This is a genomic window from Snodgrassella sp. B3837, from assembly GCF_026535955.1.
Taxonomy (GTDB): domain Bacteria; phylum Pseudomonadota; class Gammaproteobacteria; order Burkholderiales; family Neisseriaceae; genus Snodgrassella; species Snodgrassella alvi_E.
The window spans coordinates 415,008-431,465 of sequence record NZ_JAFNPI010000006.1; the positions used below are offsets into that span (position 1 = coordinate 415,008).

General features: G+C 42.1%; 16 protein-coding genes. 9 read left to right on the top strand and 7 right to left on the bottom strand.

Going from position 1 to position 16,458, the window contains the following annotated elements; all coding sequences use genetic code 11:
• Positions 1-40: 40 nt before the first annotated feature.
• The 7 genes from J3U67_RS02870 to rpsF all read right to left on the bottom strand — a co-directional run bounded on the left by J3U67_RS02870 (position 41) and on the right by rpsF (position 5,476).
• On the bottom strand, positions 41-382 hold the full coding sequence (locus J3U67_RS02870) for a YbaB/EbfC family nucleoid-associated protein (RefSeq protein WP_100139961.1): 342 nt from the start codon (positions 380-382) through the stop codon (positions 41-43).
• Between the two features lie 55 nt (positions 383-437).
• Positions 438-2,417, bottom strand: coding sequence for a DNA polymerase III subunit gamma/tau (dnaX, locus tag J3U67_RS02875; protein ID WP_267403683.1), 1,980 nt, complete (start codon positions 2,415-2,417; stop codon positions 438-440).
• 458 nt (positions 2,418-2,875) lie between these two features.
• Positions 2,876-3,952 (bottom strand): lytic murein transglycosylase B, encoded by a 1,077-nt coding sequence (gene mltB, locus J3U67_RS02880; RefSeq protein WP_267390091.1) that lies wholly within the window; start codon positions 3,950-3,952, stop codon positions 2,876-2,878.
• A gap of 120 nt (positions 3,953-4,072) precedes the next feature.
• Complete coding sequence (rplI, locus tag J3U67_RS02885; RefSeq protein ID WP_100139958.1) at positions 4,073-4,528, bottom strand: 50S ribosomal protein L9; 456 nt, start codon at positions 4,526-4,528, stop codon at positions 4,073-4,075.
• A gap of 15 nt (positions 4,529-4,543) precedes the next feature.
• A complete protein-coding gene (gene rpsR / locus J3U67_RS02890) occupies positions 4,544-4,774 on the bottom strand; it encodes a 30S ribosomal protein S18 (RefSeq protein WP_025330416.1) in 231 nt (76 codons plus the stop codon).
• Positions 4,775-4,779: 5 nt separating this feature from the next.
• Entirely contained in the window at positions 4,780-5,076 is a 297-nt protein-coding gene (gene priB, locus J3U67_RS02895; protein WP_267390090.1) for a primosomal replication protein N, read from the bottom strand.
• A 19-nt stretch (positions 5,077-5,095) separates the two neighbouring features.
• On the bottom strand, positions 5,096-5,476 hold the full coding sequence (gene rpsF / locus J3U67_RS02900) for a 30S ribosomal protein S6 (RefSeq protein ID WP_100139956.1): 381 nt from the start codon (positions 5,474-5,476) through the stop codon (positions 5,096-5,098).
• 333 nt (positions 5,477-5,809) lie between these two features.
• On the opposite strand from rpsF, the gene J3U67_RS02905 reads away from it, so the two are divergent.
• The 9 genes from J3U67_RS02905 (at position 5,810) to cyoE (ending at position 16,346) form a co-directional block, all read left to right on the top strand.
• A complete protein-coding gene (locus tag J3U67_RS02905; protein WP_267390089.1) occupies positions 5,810-7,240 on the top strand; it encodes a mechanosensitive ion channel family protein in 1,431 nt (476 codons plus the stop codon).
• Complete coding sequence (gene nudB, locus J3U67_RS02910; RefSeq protein WP_267403685.1) at positions 7,233-7,676, top strand: dihydroneopterin triphosphate diphosphatase; 444 nt, start codon at positions 7,233-7,235, stop codon at positions 7,674-7,676. Before J3U67_RS02905 ends, nudB begins: the two co-directional genes overlap by 8 nt.
• 22 nt (positions 7,677-7,698) lie before the next feature.
• On the top strand, positions 7,699-8,469 hold the full coding sequence (locus J3U67_RS02915; protein ID WP_267390087.1) for an endonuclease/exonuclease/phosphatase family protein: 771 nt from the start codon (positions 7,699-7,701) through the stop codon (positions 8,467-8,469).
• Between the two features lie 1,105 nt (positions 8,470-9,574).
• Positions 9,575-10,588 carry a porphobilinogen synthase gene (gene hemB, locus J3U67_RS02920; RefSeq protein ID WP_267390085.1) on the top strand — a complete coding sequence of 338 codons (1,014 nt, stop codon included), beginning with the start codon at positions 9,575-9,577 and terminating at the stop codon, positions 10,586-10,588.
• Between the two features lie 1,022 nt (positions 10,589-11,610).
• Positions 11,611-12,501, top strand: a complete 891-nt coding sequence (gene cyoA, locus J3U67_RS02925) for a ubiquinol oxidase subunit II (protein WP_100139952.1) — start codon at positions 11,611-11,613, stop codon at positions 12,499-12,501.
• Between the two features lie 19 nt (positions 12,502-12,520).
• Positions 12,521-14,506 carry a cytochrome o ubiquinol oxidase subunit I gene (cyoB, locus tag J3U67_RS02930; protein WP_100139951.1) on the top strand — a complete coding sequence of 662 codons (1,986 nt, stop codon included), beginning with the start codon at positions 12,521-12,523 and terminating at the stop codon, positions 14,504-14,506.
• A complete protein-coding gene (locus J3U67_RS02935) occupies positions 14,506-15,117 on the top strand; it encodes a cytochrome o ubiquinol oxidase subunit III (RefSeq protein WP_100139950.1) in 612 nt (203 codons plus the stop codon). Before cyoB ends, J3U67_RS02935 begins: the two co-directional genes overlap by 1 nt.
• Entirely contained in the window at positions 15,114-15,446 is a 333-nt protein-coding gene (cyoD, locus tag J3U67_RS02940; protein ID WP_100139949.1) for a cytochrome o ubiquinol oxidase subunit IV, read from the top strand. The genes J3U67_RS02935 and cyoD overlap by 4 nt, the downstream gene beginning before the upstream one ends.
• 9 nt (positions 15,447-15,455) lie before the next feature.
• Positions 15,456-16,346: a heme o synthase gene (cyoE, locus tag J3U67_RS02945; protein ID WP_100139948.1), complete on the top strand. Its 891-nt coding sequence runs from the start codon at positions 15,456-15,458 to the stop codon at positions 16,344-16,346.
• The last annotated feature ends 112 nt before the right edge of the window (positions 16,347-16,458 follow it).

Here is a 16,458-nt window from a genome sequence, read left to right on the forward strand (position 1 = left end):
GAAGAGCAACTCATCCAAATCACCCTCCCTGTGTAATAAATTATTTAAAGAAATCACCCATACCAGCAGGCAGATTCATACCTTGCGTAAACTGCCCCATCCGTTCAGAAGAAGTGGCCTCAGCCTTACGCACTGCATCATTTACCGCAGCCGCAATCAAATCTTCTAGCATTTCTTTATCTTCAGCTGCATCGGCAAGCAGAGTGTCATCAATATGAATACGCTTAACCCCGTAATGACAATTCATGGTTACCTTAACCATTCCGGCTCCAGATTCACCTTCCACTTCCACATTAGCCAGTTCTGCCTGCGCTTTTTTCATGCGTTCCTGCATCTGCTGCGCCTGCTTCATCAAACCACCTAAACCTGCTTTTCCAAACATAGCAACTTCCTTTTACTTCAAATTTAAACGGAAAAAATTAAACCAAATATTGTAATTAATCTTCAGCCAGACGCAAGCTTTCAGGAATCCAACTTGCGTTAAAGGTATCCATTAGCATTTTTACCGCTGGCTGCGCTTCCAGAATCGATTGTGCCTGCTGCTGAGCTTCAGCATGCAGACGCTGTTGACGCATCTGCGGTGTTTCCAGCGTACTTTGTTCTTGCCAGCTGCAAGTCTGCAGCCGAATCGGCCGCTTATAAACTTCCGAAAGAGTTTCAGCTAACCGCGTTAATAATTCACGGTTAGCTGTTGGTTCTCCCTGCTCTGCAAGCGCAATCGTCAATTCACCAGTATGTTCTTCATAGGCAGCAACGGCAGAATGTTGGCTGAACAACTGTACAGCTCCAAGCCGGTGTGCCAGCAAAGTTAATATTTCTGGCCAGTTCTCAGCACTTAGAGGCGGAAAACTATTCTGAAGTATTTCCGGTTGTGTTTTATCAGCTTGATCAGCAGCTAAGCTGCCTGAGTCAACCTCCAACTGTGGAGTAGAAAACTGCTCAGACACATCAGGCTCATCAGAGGTTAACAAAGGGGGTGATATAGAATTGTCATCAACTGCATCTGACAAATCTGAAGGAACATCTTCCCACGGAGGTGGTAACCCCTCATCAGCCATTGCTGATCTATGAGCATTCACATCAGGTGGAACTGCCTGATAATCAATACCACTAGATGTTGCTGCTGGGGTGGTTTCCACGTGTGTAGCGGGCTCTGCCTGTACATTTTGTTCAGCTTCTGTGCTTACCCCTTCGTTACCCGATATATCCGCAGATACTGGTGTCTCCACAGATTTAAAATATTGTCCTTCAGCAACCAGAAGATTACTATCCGGCGGATTTTGCAGTTGAGTGCCGCTAAGCTGACCATGCAGACGTTGAGTATTTACTGCAGCAAGTGGTGTAAAAGCCAACATGCGCAGCAAAGTCATTACGAACCCAGCCTTCTCATCCGGTGCCAGAGGTAAATCCGCTTTACCTCGTAAAGCGCATTGATAGTAGAGTTGTATTTGCTCACCAGAAAACTGGCCGGCAAAGCGGGTTAAAGCCGCATATTCAGGTTCATCCGATGCAATGGCAGAAGGCACTGTTTGCAAAATAGTTAAACGTTGTAACAATAAAGCCAGCTCTGTCAGCGCACTGTCAAAACCCACTGCACAGCTAGCCATTTCTTCAGCCTTGGATAACAAAGCTTTTCCATTACCTGTAGCCAGCGCTTCCAGTAAAGCATACAAATAGCTTTTATCCACCGCGCCAATCATATTGCGCACATTTGCTTCGGTCACCTTGCCAGAACCAATTGCAATTGCCTGATCAAGCAAACTAAGCGCATCGCGCATGGAACCGGCAGCCGCTCTACCCAACAGCAGCAATGCCGCATCTTCATAATCAATCTGTTCCTGCTGTAATACATAAACCAGATGATCGTGCACCTGCGTGCTGTTCAAATTACGCAACACAAATTGGAGGCAGCGGCTCAATACTGTAATCGGTACTTTTTGTGGGTCGGTTGTAGCCAGAATAAACTTCACATGTTCGGGTGGTTCTTCCAGCGTTTTAAGCATGGCATTGAATGCACTTTTGGACAGCATATGCACTTCGTCAATAATATATACCTTATAGCGTCCCATCGTAGGTGCATACTGCGCGTTTTCCAGCACCTCACGGATATTATCAATCCCTGTATTAGAGGCCGCATCAATTTCCAGTACATCAACGAAGCGTCCAGCATCAATCTGACGGCATGAATCGCACTGATTACAAGGTTCGCCATGTTCAACATGCAAACAATTGAGACTTTTAGCCAGAATACGGGCAATGGTAGTTTTACCTACACCTCGTGTTCCAGTCAGCATATACGCATGGTGCAAACGGCCTTTATCAAGCGCATTCACCAATGCCTTAACCACATGCTCCTGCCCCACTAAATCGGCAAACCTTTTCGGCCGCCATTTACGCGCCAATACTTGATAAGTCATAACCGTCCACAACCGCCAGCCACAGCAGAATCTAAACTCAAAAAAAGAAATTTTGTCTGTCAGAAATACACAGACAGGCACCACATTGTAACCAAAAACACCTAAAAGTGGTTAGGATAAAAGACAGCAAAAAATCGTAGGTAACAATAAGAAATTGTTTAGAAGAAATGATATTAATAAGGGCTGTCAGTAAGAATTCAATCATTTACAGCAAACGGCTTTTTTACATTCTGTAATTCATTGCCTCTAGCAGATTAATTCTAATGTAAAACATAATTTACTGCACCCATACCAGCTTTACATCAAACAACTCAGACCAATTTATACAATTGGAATAATGAGTTCAACACATTTCTTCGTAGCTCTATGTTTTCGGTACAAAATTCAGAAGATAGCTTAGCTTACTCGCCAAGCTACCTAGCTCAGCAGGTAGCTTGGACAAAGTGACAAATTAAACATTATAAATTTGCATTAGCATCAGCCAGATTATTGGCAATCTGCCGCACCGCAGCCACATAATGCCGGCTGTGATTATATTGCCAGACAGTATAGAAATTATTTAGTCCAAACCAGTAATCATACACACCGGGTGAAATTTCTAGCCGGTACAAAATACCCTTTTCCTGATTAGCAATCTGCGCCGGAATCACCACACCCAGTTGACGCAATTGTCCAGCAGTATATTTTAGGGAAGTTGGCTCATCAATAATCTGTTGTAATTGTGGCGTTGGCTGCATACTCACCTGTACCGCAATCGGTGCACCAGACTTCCAGCCATGTTGCTTCATATAATTAGCCACTGAAGCCAGCGTATCACCGGCATTGCGCCAGATATCCCTATGCCCGTCACCATCCCAATCTACAGCATATTGATGAAAACTGGATGGCATAAACTGCGGCATACCCATTGCTCCGGCAAAACTACCTTTGAAACTAAATGGATCCTGCTTTTCCTCATAAGCCAGCTGCAAAAATTCTGCCAGCTCGCGCTGAAAATAAGCTGCACGGCGCGGGTAGTGATACCCAAGGGTAGTCAGCGCATCTGCCACACGATACGATCCCATGCTCGCGCCATAATTGGTTTCAATACCCACTATTGCAACCAGTAATTGTGGCGTTACACCATAGCGTTTGGAAACCTCCTGAATCACAGCAGCATTATTCTGCCAAAAAGCGTTACCTGTACTGATACGCACATTATTTGCATTATTCTGAACAAAGGTATACCACGGCAGAGAGGTGCCCGGCTTATCCATGCCACGGATAATACTCGGGCGATAGCGTACTTGCCGAAAAAAATTCTCCAGTTGCTCGCGGCTGTAGTGACCACGTTTTATCTCATTATCAATAAAGCGGTTCACATCATTACGGCCTAGCAAATCCATACCGCTATCGGTTAATGCAAACACTTTTTCATCAGTCTGTGCGGTTACAGTGGCCGTTACAACAGGTTTGATTGGTTTATTCTGCATAGATTGTGTGCTTTGGCAGGCCGTCAGCAATAAAGCTGCACCTGTAATCAGTAGGTATTTCATTATTATGGTTCCTAATATATGCTTTATGCACAGTCTAAACTATTTTTACCATCTATAACAAAAAAGCTGTCTGGAATAATCCAGACAGCTTACGCTTTCCTGATGTGTGGTCAGTTATACTTATTCAGCAGCAGCCACAACAGTTACCGTAATAGCAGCCACAGCATCACTGTGTAGCGCCACTTCGATTTCATATTCGCCAATAGCTTTTAACGGACCGTTAGGCAGACGTACATTAGCTTTCACTACTTCCACACCGACTGCTGCTTTAATGGCTTCTGCAATATCATGAGTAGTAACTGAACCGAACAAACGGCCGTCCACACCAGCTTTCTGAGCAACGCTGATTGTCTGACCATCCAGTTTCAGCTTGCGTGCTTCGGCATCGGCCAATACTGCTGCTTGATGAGCTTCATACTCAGCGCGTTTTTCTTCAAATGCAGCCAGATTAGCAGCATTGGCACGCTGTGCTTTGCCCTGAGGAATCAGAAAATTACGAGCATAGCCGTTTTTTACATTAACTAGATCACCCAGATTACCCAGGCCACCGACTTTTTCTAACAAAATAATCTGCATAATAACTCTTCCTTATTATTTATGTTGATCGGTGTAAGGCAGTAAAGCCAGAAAACGGGCACGTTTTACCGCTGTAGATAGCTGACGCTGATAATGTGCTTTGGTTCCAGTAATACGAGCCGGAATGATTTTACCGTTTTCGGTAATAAAATCTTTTAACAAGTCAACTGCTTTATAATCAACCTGTTTGATACCTTCCGCAGTGAAGCGGCAAAATTTTCTACGTTTGAATGATTGACGAGCCATGTCGTTTAACCTTTATATTCGCGAATTTGTTGGATATGCAGTACCGGCCGGGAATGATAAATACCTTTTTGGCTCAGAAATCCATTGATTTCCACCATACTACCCGGCTGATACGGCCAGTGTGCAGCCAAATCACCTAATGCTTTTGCCTGAATTTCCATTTTCGCCAGAAACCGCTGTTGTAGCTCCATCTGCCACGATTCATGGGTAAGCCACATAGTCAATACCGGCAAACCAGCGGGGGTATAACGTAATTCATCCAGACTTTTAATCTGCGCACAAAGGCATAATTGATTCAGCAAACCAGCCTCAATAAATTAATCAGGCTTCAGCTTGCTCTGAAGTAGCTTCAGTGCTGTTACCTGCTAACAGATTCTTGGACTTCTCGTCTTTCATCATCGGAGAAGCTTCAGTTACTGCTGCGTCCATTTTCACAGTCAGATGACGCAGTACCGCATCATTAAAGCGGAACGCAGTCTCAATTTCGTCAATCACTTCTGGTGTAGTTTCAACGTTCATCAGCACATAGTGTGCTTTGTGAATTTTGTTGATCGGGTAAGCCAGCTGACGGCGACCCCAATCTTCCAAACGGTGAATTTTACCGTTGGCATCAGTAATCATGGTTTTGTAACGCTCAACCATGGCACCGACCTGTTCGCTTTGATCCGGATGGACAATGAACACGATTTCATAATGACGCATGAATACTCCTTGTGGCTAATCAATCCCTTTACCATGCGAAGTGTAAAGGGCAAGGTTGGAAAACCAGTAATTATAAATATTTTTGCATACAGAATCAAATAATAGTCTGCCATTTCCACCCAAATATTGTGAATAACTGTTTTATATACAGACATACTATGAGATCTCTTTGTATCACTGTAGCCCAAAATGTCACTTTACTGTTCTTAAGTCACATCATTAACCCAAAAACATTTCAGTAGACATACTAAATTTTAATAACGACGGTTTACAGAACTCCACTAAAACGCCTACCATTAAGGTTATATTCAAATATTGTTTCTTTGCCCCACCATGAATAACTATTTCGACTCCATGTTTGCCCGCAAAGAATTTCTGGCACGCCTGATGGTACACAGCTTAAAAACCAGCAGTGGCTGGCTCGAACTGGCCTTTGCAGTGATAATTATGTTTGGTACGTACTGGCTAAGCTTGAAAATACTGGCCGTCATCAACCGACATACTCAGCAAAGAGAAATCAAATTTCCGGTTCTGTTTCACTTTATTACACGCTTATTATGGCCGGTATTACTGTTACTGTGTACCATCATTGCCATGGTTATCTGGCGCGTCAGTACCGGTGAATCTGTTCTGTGGCTACAGCTTACGGCCTTTACCGCACGCTGGCTGCTGATGATTCGTATTATCATGGCCGTATTGCACAACGCCATACCCAATAACCGCTTCAACGAACGCTATGAGCGGTCTCTTTCTACCTTTTTATGGGTATGCTTTCTGCTCTGGCTCACCAGTCTGGATACCTTTATTATTCGATTACTCAAATCACTGGCCTTGCCAATAGGTTCAACCAGTCTGAGTCTGTACACCGTCATTACCGGCAGCATTATTGTTGGCATCGCTATCATTATCGCAATGTGGCTATCGCGCATCACCGAACAGCATATACTTAAAGCAGAAAAACTTGATGTAAATCTGCGCTATGTGCTGGTGAAAATTGTTAAAACTCTGCTTGTGGTTGTGGCTGTACTGATTGCGCTTCCAATGGTAGGTATCAATCTCACTATTCTGTCTGTATTCGGTGGTGCATTGGGTGTTGGACTTGGTTTGGGTTTGCAAAAAATTGCCAGTAACTATGTATCTGGTTTTATCATTTTGGCAGACCATTCCGTGAGACCAGGCGACCGGCTGAATATCAATAATTTTACCGGTTATGTGACCAAAATAACCGCTCGTTTTGTGGTCTTGCGCAGCAGTGATGGTTCTGAAGCATTGATTCCTAACGATACCTTTGTTTCCAATACTGTAATCAATGATTCCTATTCCAGCAAAATCATGTCTAACAATCTTACCTTACAGGTTGCTTACAATACCGACCTGCCACAGGCACTTGAAATATTAAAAGAAGCAGCAGCCAAACAGGCAAGAGTGTGCGACGACCCAAAACCAAACAGTTATGTCACTGAGTTTGCCGATTCGGGTATCAATCTGTACGTTAATTACTGGATTCGCGATCCCGAAAATGGATTTATGAGCATTAACTCAGCCATTTTGCTGGAGATATGGAACCGCTTTAAAGAAGTAGGTATAGAATTTCCATTTCCGCAGCAGGAAATCCGCATACTTAACGATGCAAGCGATCCCATTGCCTGTGACAACATAACGCACCAAATTACCTCTGAAGAAGAACCATCCTTTTCTGAACCACTGCCAACTGCACTCAGTGTTTCTTCTTTTCACGCAGGCCAGCATAAGCCTCATGAGTAGCCTTAACACCTATAAAATGCCGGTGTCTGTACTGGTGGTGGTTTATAACAATCACCACCAGATACTGCTACTTGAGCGCGCAGATAAGCCCGGCTACTGGCAATCGGTCACCGGCAGTCAAGAAGCCGGAGAAACTTTAGAACAAACAGCCAGACGTGAACTGGCTGAAGAAACTGGTATTATTTCTACCGATATTGTCAACTGGCAGTTTTCAAGCGTGTTTGAAATTTATCCACATTGGCGGCATCGTTATGCACTGGGCGTAACACATAACACTGAACATGTTTTTTCTGTATGTATAGACGCTTCTATTCCTATTAAACTATCACCACGCGAGCATCTGCGTTACCAATGGTGCCCTCTGGGGCAGGCTGCTGAGCAGGTTTTCTCACCTTCCAACCGTGCAGCACTTATCCAGTTGCCCCAACGCTGGTGATTCTATTTTTCCAACACCTTTCATGAACGCCATCACTATTGCCACTTACAACATTCATAAAGGCATGTCTGCACTAAATCAGAAAGTACAGCTGTTGCAAATGACTACAGCTTTACAGCAGCTTGCTCCAGATATCCTGTTTTTACAGGAGGTACAGGGATACAACAGCAAACGAGCAGACAATATTCCGGATTTTCCTCGCCAACCACATTACCAGATTCTCAGTGAACAACTGGACTATCACGTGAGCTACGGCCGCAATGCACGCTACAAATACCGCGATCATGGCAATGCTATTCTTAGCCGCCACCCCATGATCACCTGCCATAACCTGGATATTAGTGTCAATAAAATGGAACAGCGCGGACTGTTACACTGCGAAGTTCAGCTTCCACAGTGGCAGATGCCATTAGTGTGTTTGTGTGCTCATCTCAATCTGCGCGAACCAGATCGTATTAAACAGTATCAAACTATATACGATTACATTCAAAGTGAAATAGATCCAGCAAAACCTTTGATTCTGGCTGGAGATTTCAACGACTGGCGACAGCGGTCTTATAATACTCTTGACCCAAAACTGAATCTGCAAGATGCATTTTGTAATTACCACAACGCACCAAAAACTTTTCCTGCACGCTTACCCCTTTTAAGCCTCGATAGAATTTTTATCCGCCATTTAAAAGTACTGGCAGCAAAACCATTAACTGGTCAACCCTGGCAGAAACTATCTGACCACCTGCCCTTGTTTGCCATCATTTCTCCAGAAAACGAAAAAAATTCATCAGCACACTAATCGTACTGCTACAATTAATCAGAAACCATATAGAATAGCAAAAATAAACAAAGGGATAGATAATTAGTTAGTAACTATTTTGTTAACCTTAATACCTTAAATATCAGATTGAATTATGCTCGATTTCTTTACAAGACAAATACTGAGCCTATTTTCATAATAGCTTTCAAGGGTTTCAGCAGCAAAAATGCTTTTTTATACAAAATTTGAAACAATAATATGTTTTCTCATTATGTCTAATTAGCGAATTGCCAGATGCCAAACTGGTATGTGCAGACATCACAAAATATACTGAAGTTTTGCATCAACTCTTTGCTATTTTATTTTTTATTTCTTCTAGTAGTTTGTTTCTATTTATATAAGATTCCAGAAAATTTTCAATTGCAAAAACTCATAAAACCGTATTTAAAATAAACCTGTTAGTAAAAGATTTATCTTTCCAATTGTTTGGTTTTGTCTCGCACTCACTTAATTAAACAAGCATATTCATCCGAATATAATTTTCTCAGTCAGTCCCATCGCTATTTCATTTACCGGCAACCTTTAATTATTTGCACTTAGTGTAATACTGGCTATGTGGCTATTTTAATCTAGACAATACGCCAGATTTCTTTCACCATTATTAATAAAATTATTTTATATTAAAATTTAAATTTAACCATTTAAATTATGATGTTGATATAGGCTTAGGTTTGCCATCCATAAAAATACAATCGGTAAATTTGCTGTCTTCAAATCATTAGAATTCATTGATAAATTTCACTCGGCATACATTGAGCCCATAACCTCATGCCAAACAATAAGATACATGTTAGCTGAATACATTTTAAACACAGTATCTAAGCAATCTATTGATAAATCAAAATTATAATTATTCAGCTAATAACAATGTGCATTTACTCGTTTAATTATCAAACAAACTTCCATGCAACCTCAAAAATCAGAACCTCTTTAGAACAATCTGGAGTCGAAAAGACGATTAGAAGTACCATGTAAAAAGGATTAAAATACCACAATCAATTTCACCAAACCTCACTGGCGGTGATATCAAACTCATTAATACTATTAACAGTATGCTGAGTAATAAAATAATAGGATAGCAATTATGAATTTCCCTCCCCGTATCATGCCAAATACCCGAATGCGAAGAATGCGGCATGATGATTTTTCACGCCGCATGATGCGTGAAACCATCCTAACAGCAAATGATTTTATTTTGCCGGTTTTCGTGCACGAAAAAAGCGGTCGCACTCCGGTCGACTGTATGCCCGGTGTTGAACGGTTATCCATTGATGAATTGTTAAAAGTTGCCGAACAAGCACTTGAACTTGGTGTACCAGTACTGGATTTGTTTGGCGTACCCAATCCAGAATGTAAAACAGCTGACGGACGTGCAGCATGGGATGAAAATGGTATTATCCAGCGGGCTATTCGCGCTTTAAAATCACGCTTTCCTGAATTGGGAGTGATGGCTGATCAGGCTCTTGATCCCTATACCACTCACGGGCAGGATGGATTACCAGATGCAAATGGCTATATTCAAAATGACGAAACAATAGAAGCTATTATAAAACAATCATTATCTCACGCCGACGCAGGTGCAGATATTCTTTCACCAAGTGATATGATGGATGGACGGATTGGTGCCGTACGTGAAGCTCTGGAAGAAAATGGTTTCATCCATACCCGCATTATGTCCTATGCTGCCAAATATGCCTCTGCTTTTTATGGTCCGTTTCGTAGTGCTGTAGGTAGTGCAGGAAATTTGGGTAAAGGGAATAAATATACTTACCAGATGGATCCCGCAAATAGCAATGAAGCACTTCATGAAGTCGCACTGGATATTGCTGAAGGTGCTGACATGGTAATGATTAAACCAGGTATGCCCTATCTGGACATCATACGAAGAGTTAAAGATGAATTTGCTGTACCTACTTATGCATATCAGGTTTCAGGCGAATACGCTATGCTTCAGGCTGCGATACAAAATGGCTGGCTAGATGCGGACAAGGTGATAATAGAAAGCTTACTGGCGTTTAAACGAGCTGGTGCTGATGGCATCCTGACCTATTTCGCACTAGATGCTGCTCAACGGCTCAAACAACAATCCAACGTTTAATTTTTCATTCATCATCAATCCTATAACGATTGCATAGAGCTGTCGTAACCGATCTTCCTCTATAGCTAAGGCCGGCAGCATCCATGCAATCCCAGAACAATCTAAACTCTACTTTTTTCCTCATATTCTGGCTGATCCAAACTACCCTAACACTTAAAAATTTTGATTAAAATTACAGCATCATTTACATACTTATTTAATAACTTTGAAACACTCGAATTTACTTTGCGCTATTACAATTTAATTTAAATAATTCTTGGCTCAGCTATAAAATGGCATGTTAATTGCTTTAATGAAAAATGAAATAAGTTAATCTCTATCTAACATTGATACATTAAAAAATTAAATAAAATAGACATCTACATCGATTAAAAACTTTATTTGCTTCGTATTTTAATTAATCTTATCAACCACGTTCATCCTTAGCGATAAAATTACAACACAGCTAATTTTTTTATTACGAAACTATATTTATATAAATTTCCTTAAAATATAATTTGTTACCTTTATTTATAGATTATTTTCTATTTTGAAATACAATCAGCATATTCGATATGCGCAATTAAAATTATAAGAGAACTTATTTTGATATAGATTAATTATTTCTAAGAAAACCAAATTGTAATTCATGTAAATATCATCTTCTTAGATAGCAGCAGGAAGAAAACCAATTTATAATTTTTAGTTATATATCAATTATTTATTCATATACCTAGTAAAGATATTTTCAATTCAGAAATGTAATCCAGTAGCAATAATTGTGTGTTAATAATTGTATTAATATATTAATGTAATTTTTAAGCTTTACACATTTCTTCCCATGTCTATAAAAAAAATAATAATAAATGTATGATTTTTATATAAAATAAAAACAGAAATAAAAACAAGAATAATACTTATTTAACATTCCTTAAATAACATATAGCCACAGGCAATATACAGTTTGCCAACATTGTCTTAAAATAGTAACTCCCGTTTTTTACAAACGTTAATCGTGTTTCCCGTAATGTTGAGGTCGTTACATGAAATTAAGTAAGCTCTCAGGGATAGTATTGACGATGCTGATCGGTTCGCTGTTGTTAAGCGGCTGTGATGCAGCTCTGCTAAACCCTAAAGGCCATATAGGTCAGGAAGAACGCACGCTGATACTGACAGCAATCTGCTTGATGTTGATAGTCGTAATTCCGGTGATTATTATGGCAATTCTCTTCTCTCTGAAATACAGAGAGGGAAGCAATGCCAAATATTCGCCGAAATGGGCGCATTCCAATAAACTCGAGGCCGTAGTTTGGGGCATTCCTATCCTGATTATTCTCATTCTGGGAACAATCACTTGGAAAACCACTCATTCTCTGGACCCGTATCGTCCGCTGGAAAGTGATAAAAAACCAGTAGTAATTGAAGTTATTTCATTAGACTGGAAATGGCTGTTTATTTATCCAGAACAGGGTATTGCTACAGTTAATGAAATCGCTTTTCCGAAAGACACACCGGTGGAATTCAGAATCACTTCCAATACAGTGATGAATTCATTCTTCATCCCCCAGCTGGGTAGTCAGATTTACGCTATGGCCGGTATGCAGACCAAGCTACATCTGGTAGCTGATACTGCCGGTGAATACAAAGGTATTTCATCCAGCTACAGCGGTGCCGGTTTCTCTGGTATGAAATTCACTGCCATTGCTACACCGGATGAAGCCAGCTTCAATCAATGGGTGGAAAAGGTGAAACAGTCGCCAAATACACTTAATGACATGGCTTCATTCAACAAACTGGCTGCGCCTAGCCAATTCCACAAAGTGGAATACTTCTCCAGCGCAAATCCGAGTTTGTACGGCAACGTGATTGCTAAATTTGCCAATCACAATATGCCGGCTACTCTACAGGCCAGTGCCGCCAGCAGTGCTGAGTAAGCTTGCGAGGAAATAAACAATGTTCGGAAAATTATCTTTAGATGCGATACCGTTCCATGAACCAATTGTCATGGTAACGATTACAGCCATCATCGTCATAGGTTTGGCGTTGGTGGGTGCAATTACGTATTTTCATAAATGGACTTATCTGTGGAAAGAATGGTTTACCACAGTTGACCACAAACGTATCGGTATCATGTACATCATTGTCGCAGTCGTGATGTTGGTACGTGGTTTCGCCGATGCTGTGATGATGCGTAGCCAGCAGGTACTTGCTTCCTCTGGTACCAGTGATGGCTTTCTGCCGCCACATCACTATGATCAGATTTTCACCGCCCACGGTGTAATCATGATTTTCTTTGTAGCGATGCCATTTGTTATTGGTTTGATGAACTTCGTCATTCCGTTGCAGCTAGGCGCGCGCGATGTGGCTTATCCATTCCTAAATAATCTGGGTTTCTGGTTTACCGCTGTCAGTGTGGTGCTGGTTAACCTGTCACTGGGTCTGGGCGAATTTGCCCAAACTGGCTGGCTGGCTTATCCACCGCTGTCTGGATTGGAATTCAGCCCTGGAGTTGGTGTAGATTACTGGATATGGAGTCTGCAGATATCGGGTATAGGTACTACGGTAAGTGCGGTTAACTTTATCGCTACCATACTGAAAATGCGTGCCCCTGGCATGACTATGATGAAAATGCCTATCTTTTGCTGGGCTTCTTTCTGTAGCAATATTCTGATTCTGACTTCTTTCCCGATTTTGACTGCATCTGTAGCGATGCTGACATTAGACCGTTACCTTGGCACCCACTTCTTTACCAATGAACTGGGCGGTAACATGATGATGTATATCAACCTGATTTGGGCATGGGGTCATCCAGAAGTTTATATTCTGATTCTGCCAATTTTCGGTGTGTATTCAGAAGTAACTGCTACATTCTCACGTAAAACCATGTTCGGCTATACCTCAATGGTATGGGCCACCGTGTGTATCACCATCTTGTCTTTCATCGTATGGTTGCACCACTTCTTTACCATGGGTTCTGGTGCCAACGTTAATGCGTTCTTTGGTATCGCCACTATGATTATTTCCATTCCGACTGGGGTGAAAATATTCAACTGGTTGTTTACTATGTATGAAGGCCGTATTTCTTTCCATGTCCCAATGCTGTGGACGGTAGGCTTTATTATTACTTTCTCCGTAGGTGGTATGACCGGCGTACTGTTAGCTGTACCAGGTGCCGACTTTGTACTGCATGGCAGTCTGTTTTTGGTAGCCCACTTCCATAACACTATTATCGGTGGTGTGGTATTCGGTCTGTTTGCAGCGCTCAACTACTGGTTCCCGAAAGCATTTGGCTTCAAGCTGAATGAAACATGGGGTAAACGCGCCTTCTGGTGTTGGTTTATCGGCTTCTTTGTTGCGTTTATGCCGTTATATGCACTGGGCTTTATGGGCATGACCCGTCGTTTGAGCCAGCACATTGACCCAGCTTTCCACACGTTGCTGTGCGTAGCTGCTGCTGGTGCTGCCATCATTGCTCTTGGTGTGGTATGCATGGTGATTCAGGTAGTGGTTTCCTGCATACATCGTAAAGAAAATCTAGATGTGACCGGCGATCCATGGGATGGCCGCACACTAGAATGGTCTACTTCTTCTCCAGTACCTTTCTACAATTTCGCTATTCAGCCTCAAGTTGAATCCCGTGATGCATTCTGGGACGAAAAGGAAAAAGGTATTGCGTATAAGAAACCAGCTAAATATGAAGAAATTCATATGCCGAAAAATACAGCTGCCGGTCTGGTTATCGGTGTATTCTCCCTGATTTTCGGTTTTGCCATGATTTGGCATATCTGGTGGATGGCCATCATTGGCTTCGCTGGCATGATTATTAGTCTCATTGCCAAGAGCTTCGACACCGACGTGGATTACTACGTACCGGTTGCTGAAATTGAAGCCATTGAAAGCAAACGTTTTAATGAATTAACTAAAGCAGGACTGAAATAATGTCAACTGAAACCTTGATTCACGGTAAGGCGCCTGAACACGCTCACCACGACAACGGTTCACTGAAGGTATTCGGGTTCTGGATTTACCTGATGAGTGACTTGATTTTGTTCTCTTGTCTGTTTGCCACCTATATCGTGCTCCTGCCGGGCACGGCTGGTGGCCCAAGCGGCAAAGACATTTTCGAGCTCCCTTTTGTGCTGGTAGAAACTTTTGCTCTGTTACTGAGTTCCATTACATACGGCTTTGCTGTACTGGCAATGAATCGCAATAATCAGAGTCAGGTTTTGTTGTGGCTGGTTATAACCTTTGTATTCGGTGCCTGCTTCATCGGGATGGAGCTGTATGAATTCCATCACCTGATTACACATGGTATGGGACCGGATCGCAGTGGATATCTGTCTGGCTTTTTTGCTCTGGTAGGTACCCATGGTCTGCACGTTACCGCCGGTCTGATCTGGATGGCAGTTCTGATGATTCAGGTTGCTTCGCGTGGTCTGACTAGTGTTAACCGTACGCGTATTAACTGCCTGAGCCTGTTCTGGCACTTTCTGGACATCGTGTGGATTTGCGTGTTCTCAATTGTATATCTGATGGGGGTAGCGTTATGAGTCAGTCAAACCATCAAGACCATATTCCACAACATGGCAGTGCTAAAAACTACGTCATTGGTTTTATCCTGTCGGTGGTATTAACTCTGATTCCGTTTCTGATGGTCATGAATCATGCAGCAGACAAGAAAACTTTGTTTGCGGTGATTGTGATTACAGCTGTATTACAGCTTATTGTTCAGTTGGTATGTTTCCTCCATTTGGGCAGTAATCCAGAAGAACGCTGGAATCTAATTTCATTTATTTTCACCGCAATTGTGATTGTATTGCTGGTAGGCCTTTCCATTTGGATTATGTGGAGCCTGAATGCAAACATGGTGTTAGGTTAAAGGCAGTTCATGATTAAGCCATACCTGCAAGTAACTAAACCAGGTATTATCGTCGGCAACCTGATTTCGGTTGTCGGCGGGTTTTTGCTGGCTTCCAAAGGCAGCATTAACGGTTTCCTGCTAATTCTTACTCTGCTGGGCGTGTCTCTGGTAGTAGCTTCTGGCTGTGCGTTCAATAACCTGATTGACCGTGATATCGATCCGAAGATGGAACGTACCAAGAATCGTGTTCTAGTACGAGGGCTTGCCTCTGCACGGGTGACCTTTGCATTAGCCACGATACTGGGTATTGCTGGGTTTATTGTGCTCTATTTTGGTGCTAACCCGTTGGCCATGTGGTTATCTGTAATGGGCTTTGTGGTTTATGTAGGGATTTATAGTCTCTATATGAAACGGCATTCTGTTTACGGTACCCTTATTGGCAGTCTGTCAGGTGCCGCACCTCCAGTGATTGGTTATTGTGCAGTAAGCAATAATTTTGATGCTGGTGCACTTATTCTGCTAGCGATTTTCAGTCTCTGGCAAATGCCACATTCCTACGCTATTGCGATTTATCGCTTTAAGGATTATCAGGCAGCCAATATTCCGGTTTTGCCAGTGGTAAAAGGTATTGCGGTAGCCAAACACCATATCACGTTTTATATCATTGCTTTTATGTTTGCGACACTGATGCTGTCTATAGGTGGTTATGCCGGATACAAATATCTGGTGGTGGCTGCTGCGGTCAGTGTATGGTGGCTGTGTATGGCACTATCTGGTTATAAAGCGCAGAATAATGACCGTATATGGGCACGTAAACTGTTTGTATTTTCGATTATAGCTATCACTACCTTAAGCATTATGATGTCGGTAGATTTCATGACACCGGCCTCTCCTACTGTATTAAGCTTGGCTGGTTGATACCGTAAACATGAATACATAATAATACGCAAACCACCCCAACCTGCCTTTGTTTCTTTTACAATAGGCAGGTTTTTCTTTTAAGCTGTAATCAATATGAATTCCAACAATA

Coding starts and splice junctions, on each gene's coding strand:
- J3U67_RS02870 (WP_100139961.1), bottom strand. CDS start 382: ATGTTTGGAAAAGCAGGTTTAGGTGGTTTGATGAAGCAGGCGCAGCAG.
- dnaX (WP_267403683.1), bottom strand. CDS start 2,417: ATGACTTATCAAGTATTGGCGCGTAAATGGCGGCCGAAAAGGTTTGCC.
- mltB (WP_267390091.1), bottom strand. CDS start 3,952: ATGAAATACCTACTGATTACAGGTGCAGCTTTATTGCTGACGGCCTGC.
- rplI (WP_100139958.1), bottom strand. CDS start 4,528: ATGCAGATTATTTTGTTAGAAAAAGTCGGTGGCCTGGGTAATCTGGGT.
- rpsR (WP_025330416.1), bottom strand. CDS start 4,774: ATGGCTCGTCAATCATTCAAACGTAGAAAATTTTGCCGCTTCACTGCG.
- rpsF (WP_100139956.1), bottom strand. CDS start 5,476: ATGCGTCATTATGAAATCGTGTTCATTGTCCATCCGGATCAAAGCGAA.
- J3U67_RS02905 (WP_267390089.1), top strand. CDS start 5,810: ATGAATAACTATTTCGACTCCATGTTTGCCCGCAAAGAATTTCTGGCA.
- nudB (WP_267403685.1), top strand. CDS start 7,233: ATGAGTAGCCTTAACACCTATAAAATGCCGGTGTCTGTACTGGTGGTG.
- J3U67_RS02915 (WP_267390087.1), top strand. CDS start 7,699: ATGAACGCCATCACTATTGCCACTTACAACATTCATAAAGGCATGTCT.
- hemB (WP_267390085.1), top strand. CDS start 9,575: ATGAATTTCCCTCCCCGTATCATGCCAAATACCCGAATGCGAAGAATG.
- cyoA (WP_100139952.1), top strand. CDS start 11,611: ATGAAATTAAGTAAGCTCTCAGGGATAGTATTGACGATGCTGATCGGT.
- cyoB (WP_100139951.1), top strand. CDS start 12,521: ATGTTCGGAAAATTATCTTTAGATGCGATACCGTTCCATGAACCAATT.
- J3U67_RS02935 (WP_100139950.1), top strand. CDS start 14,506: ATGTCAACTGAAACCTTGATTCACGGTAAGGCGCCTGAACACGCTCAC.
- cyoD (WP_100139949.1), top strand. CDS start 15,114: ATGAGTCAGTCAAACCATCAAGACCATATTCCACAACATGGCAGTGCT.
- cyoE (WP_100139948.1), top strand. CDS start 15,456: ATGATTAAGCCATACCTGCAAGTAACTAAACCAGGTATTATCGTCGGC.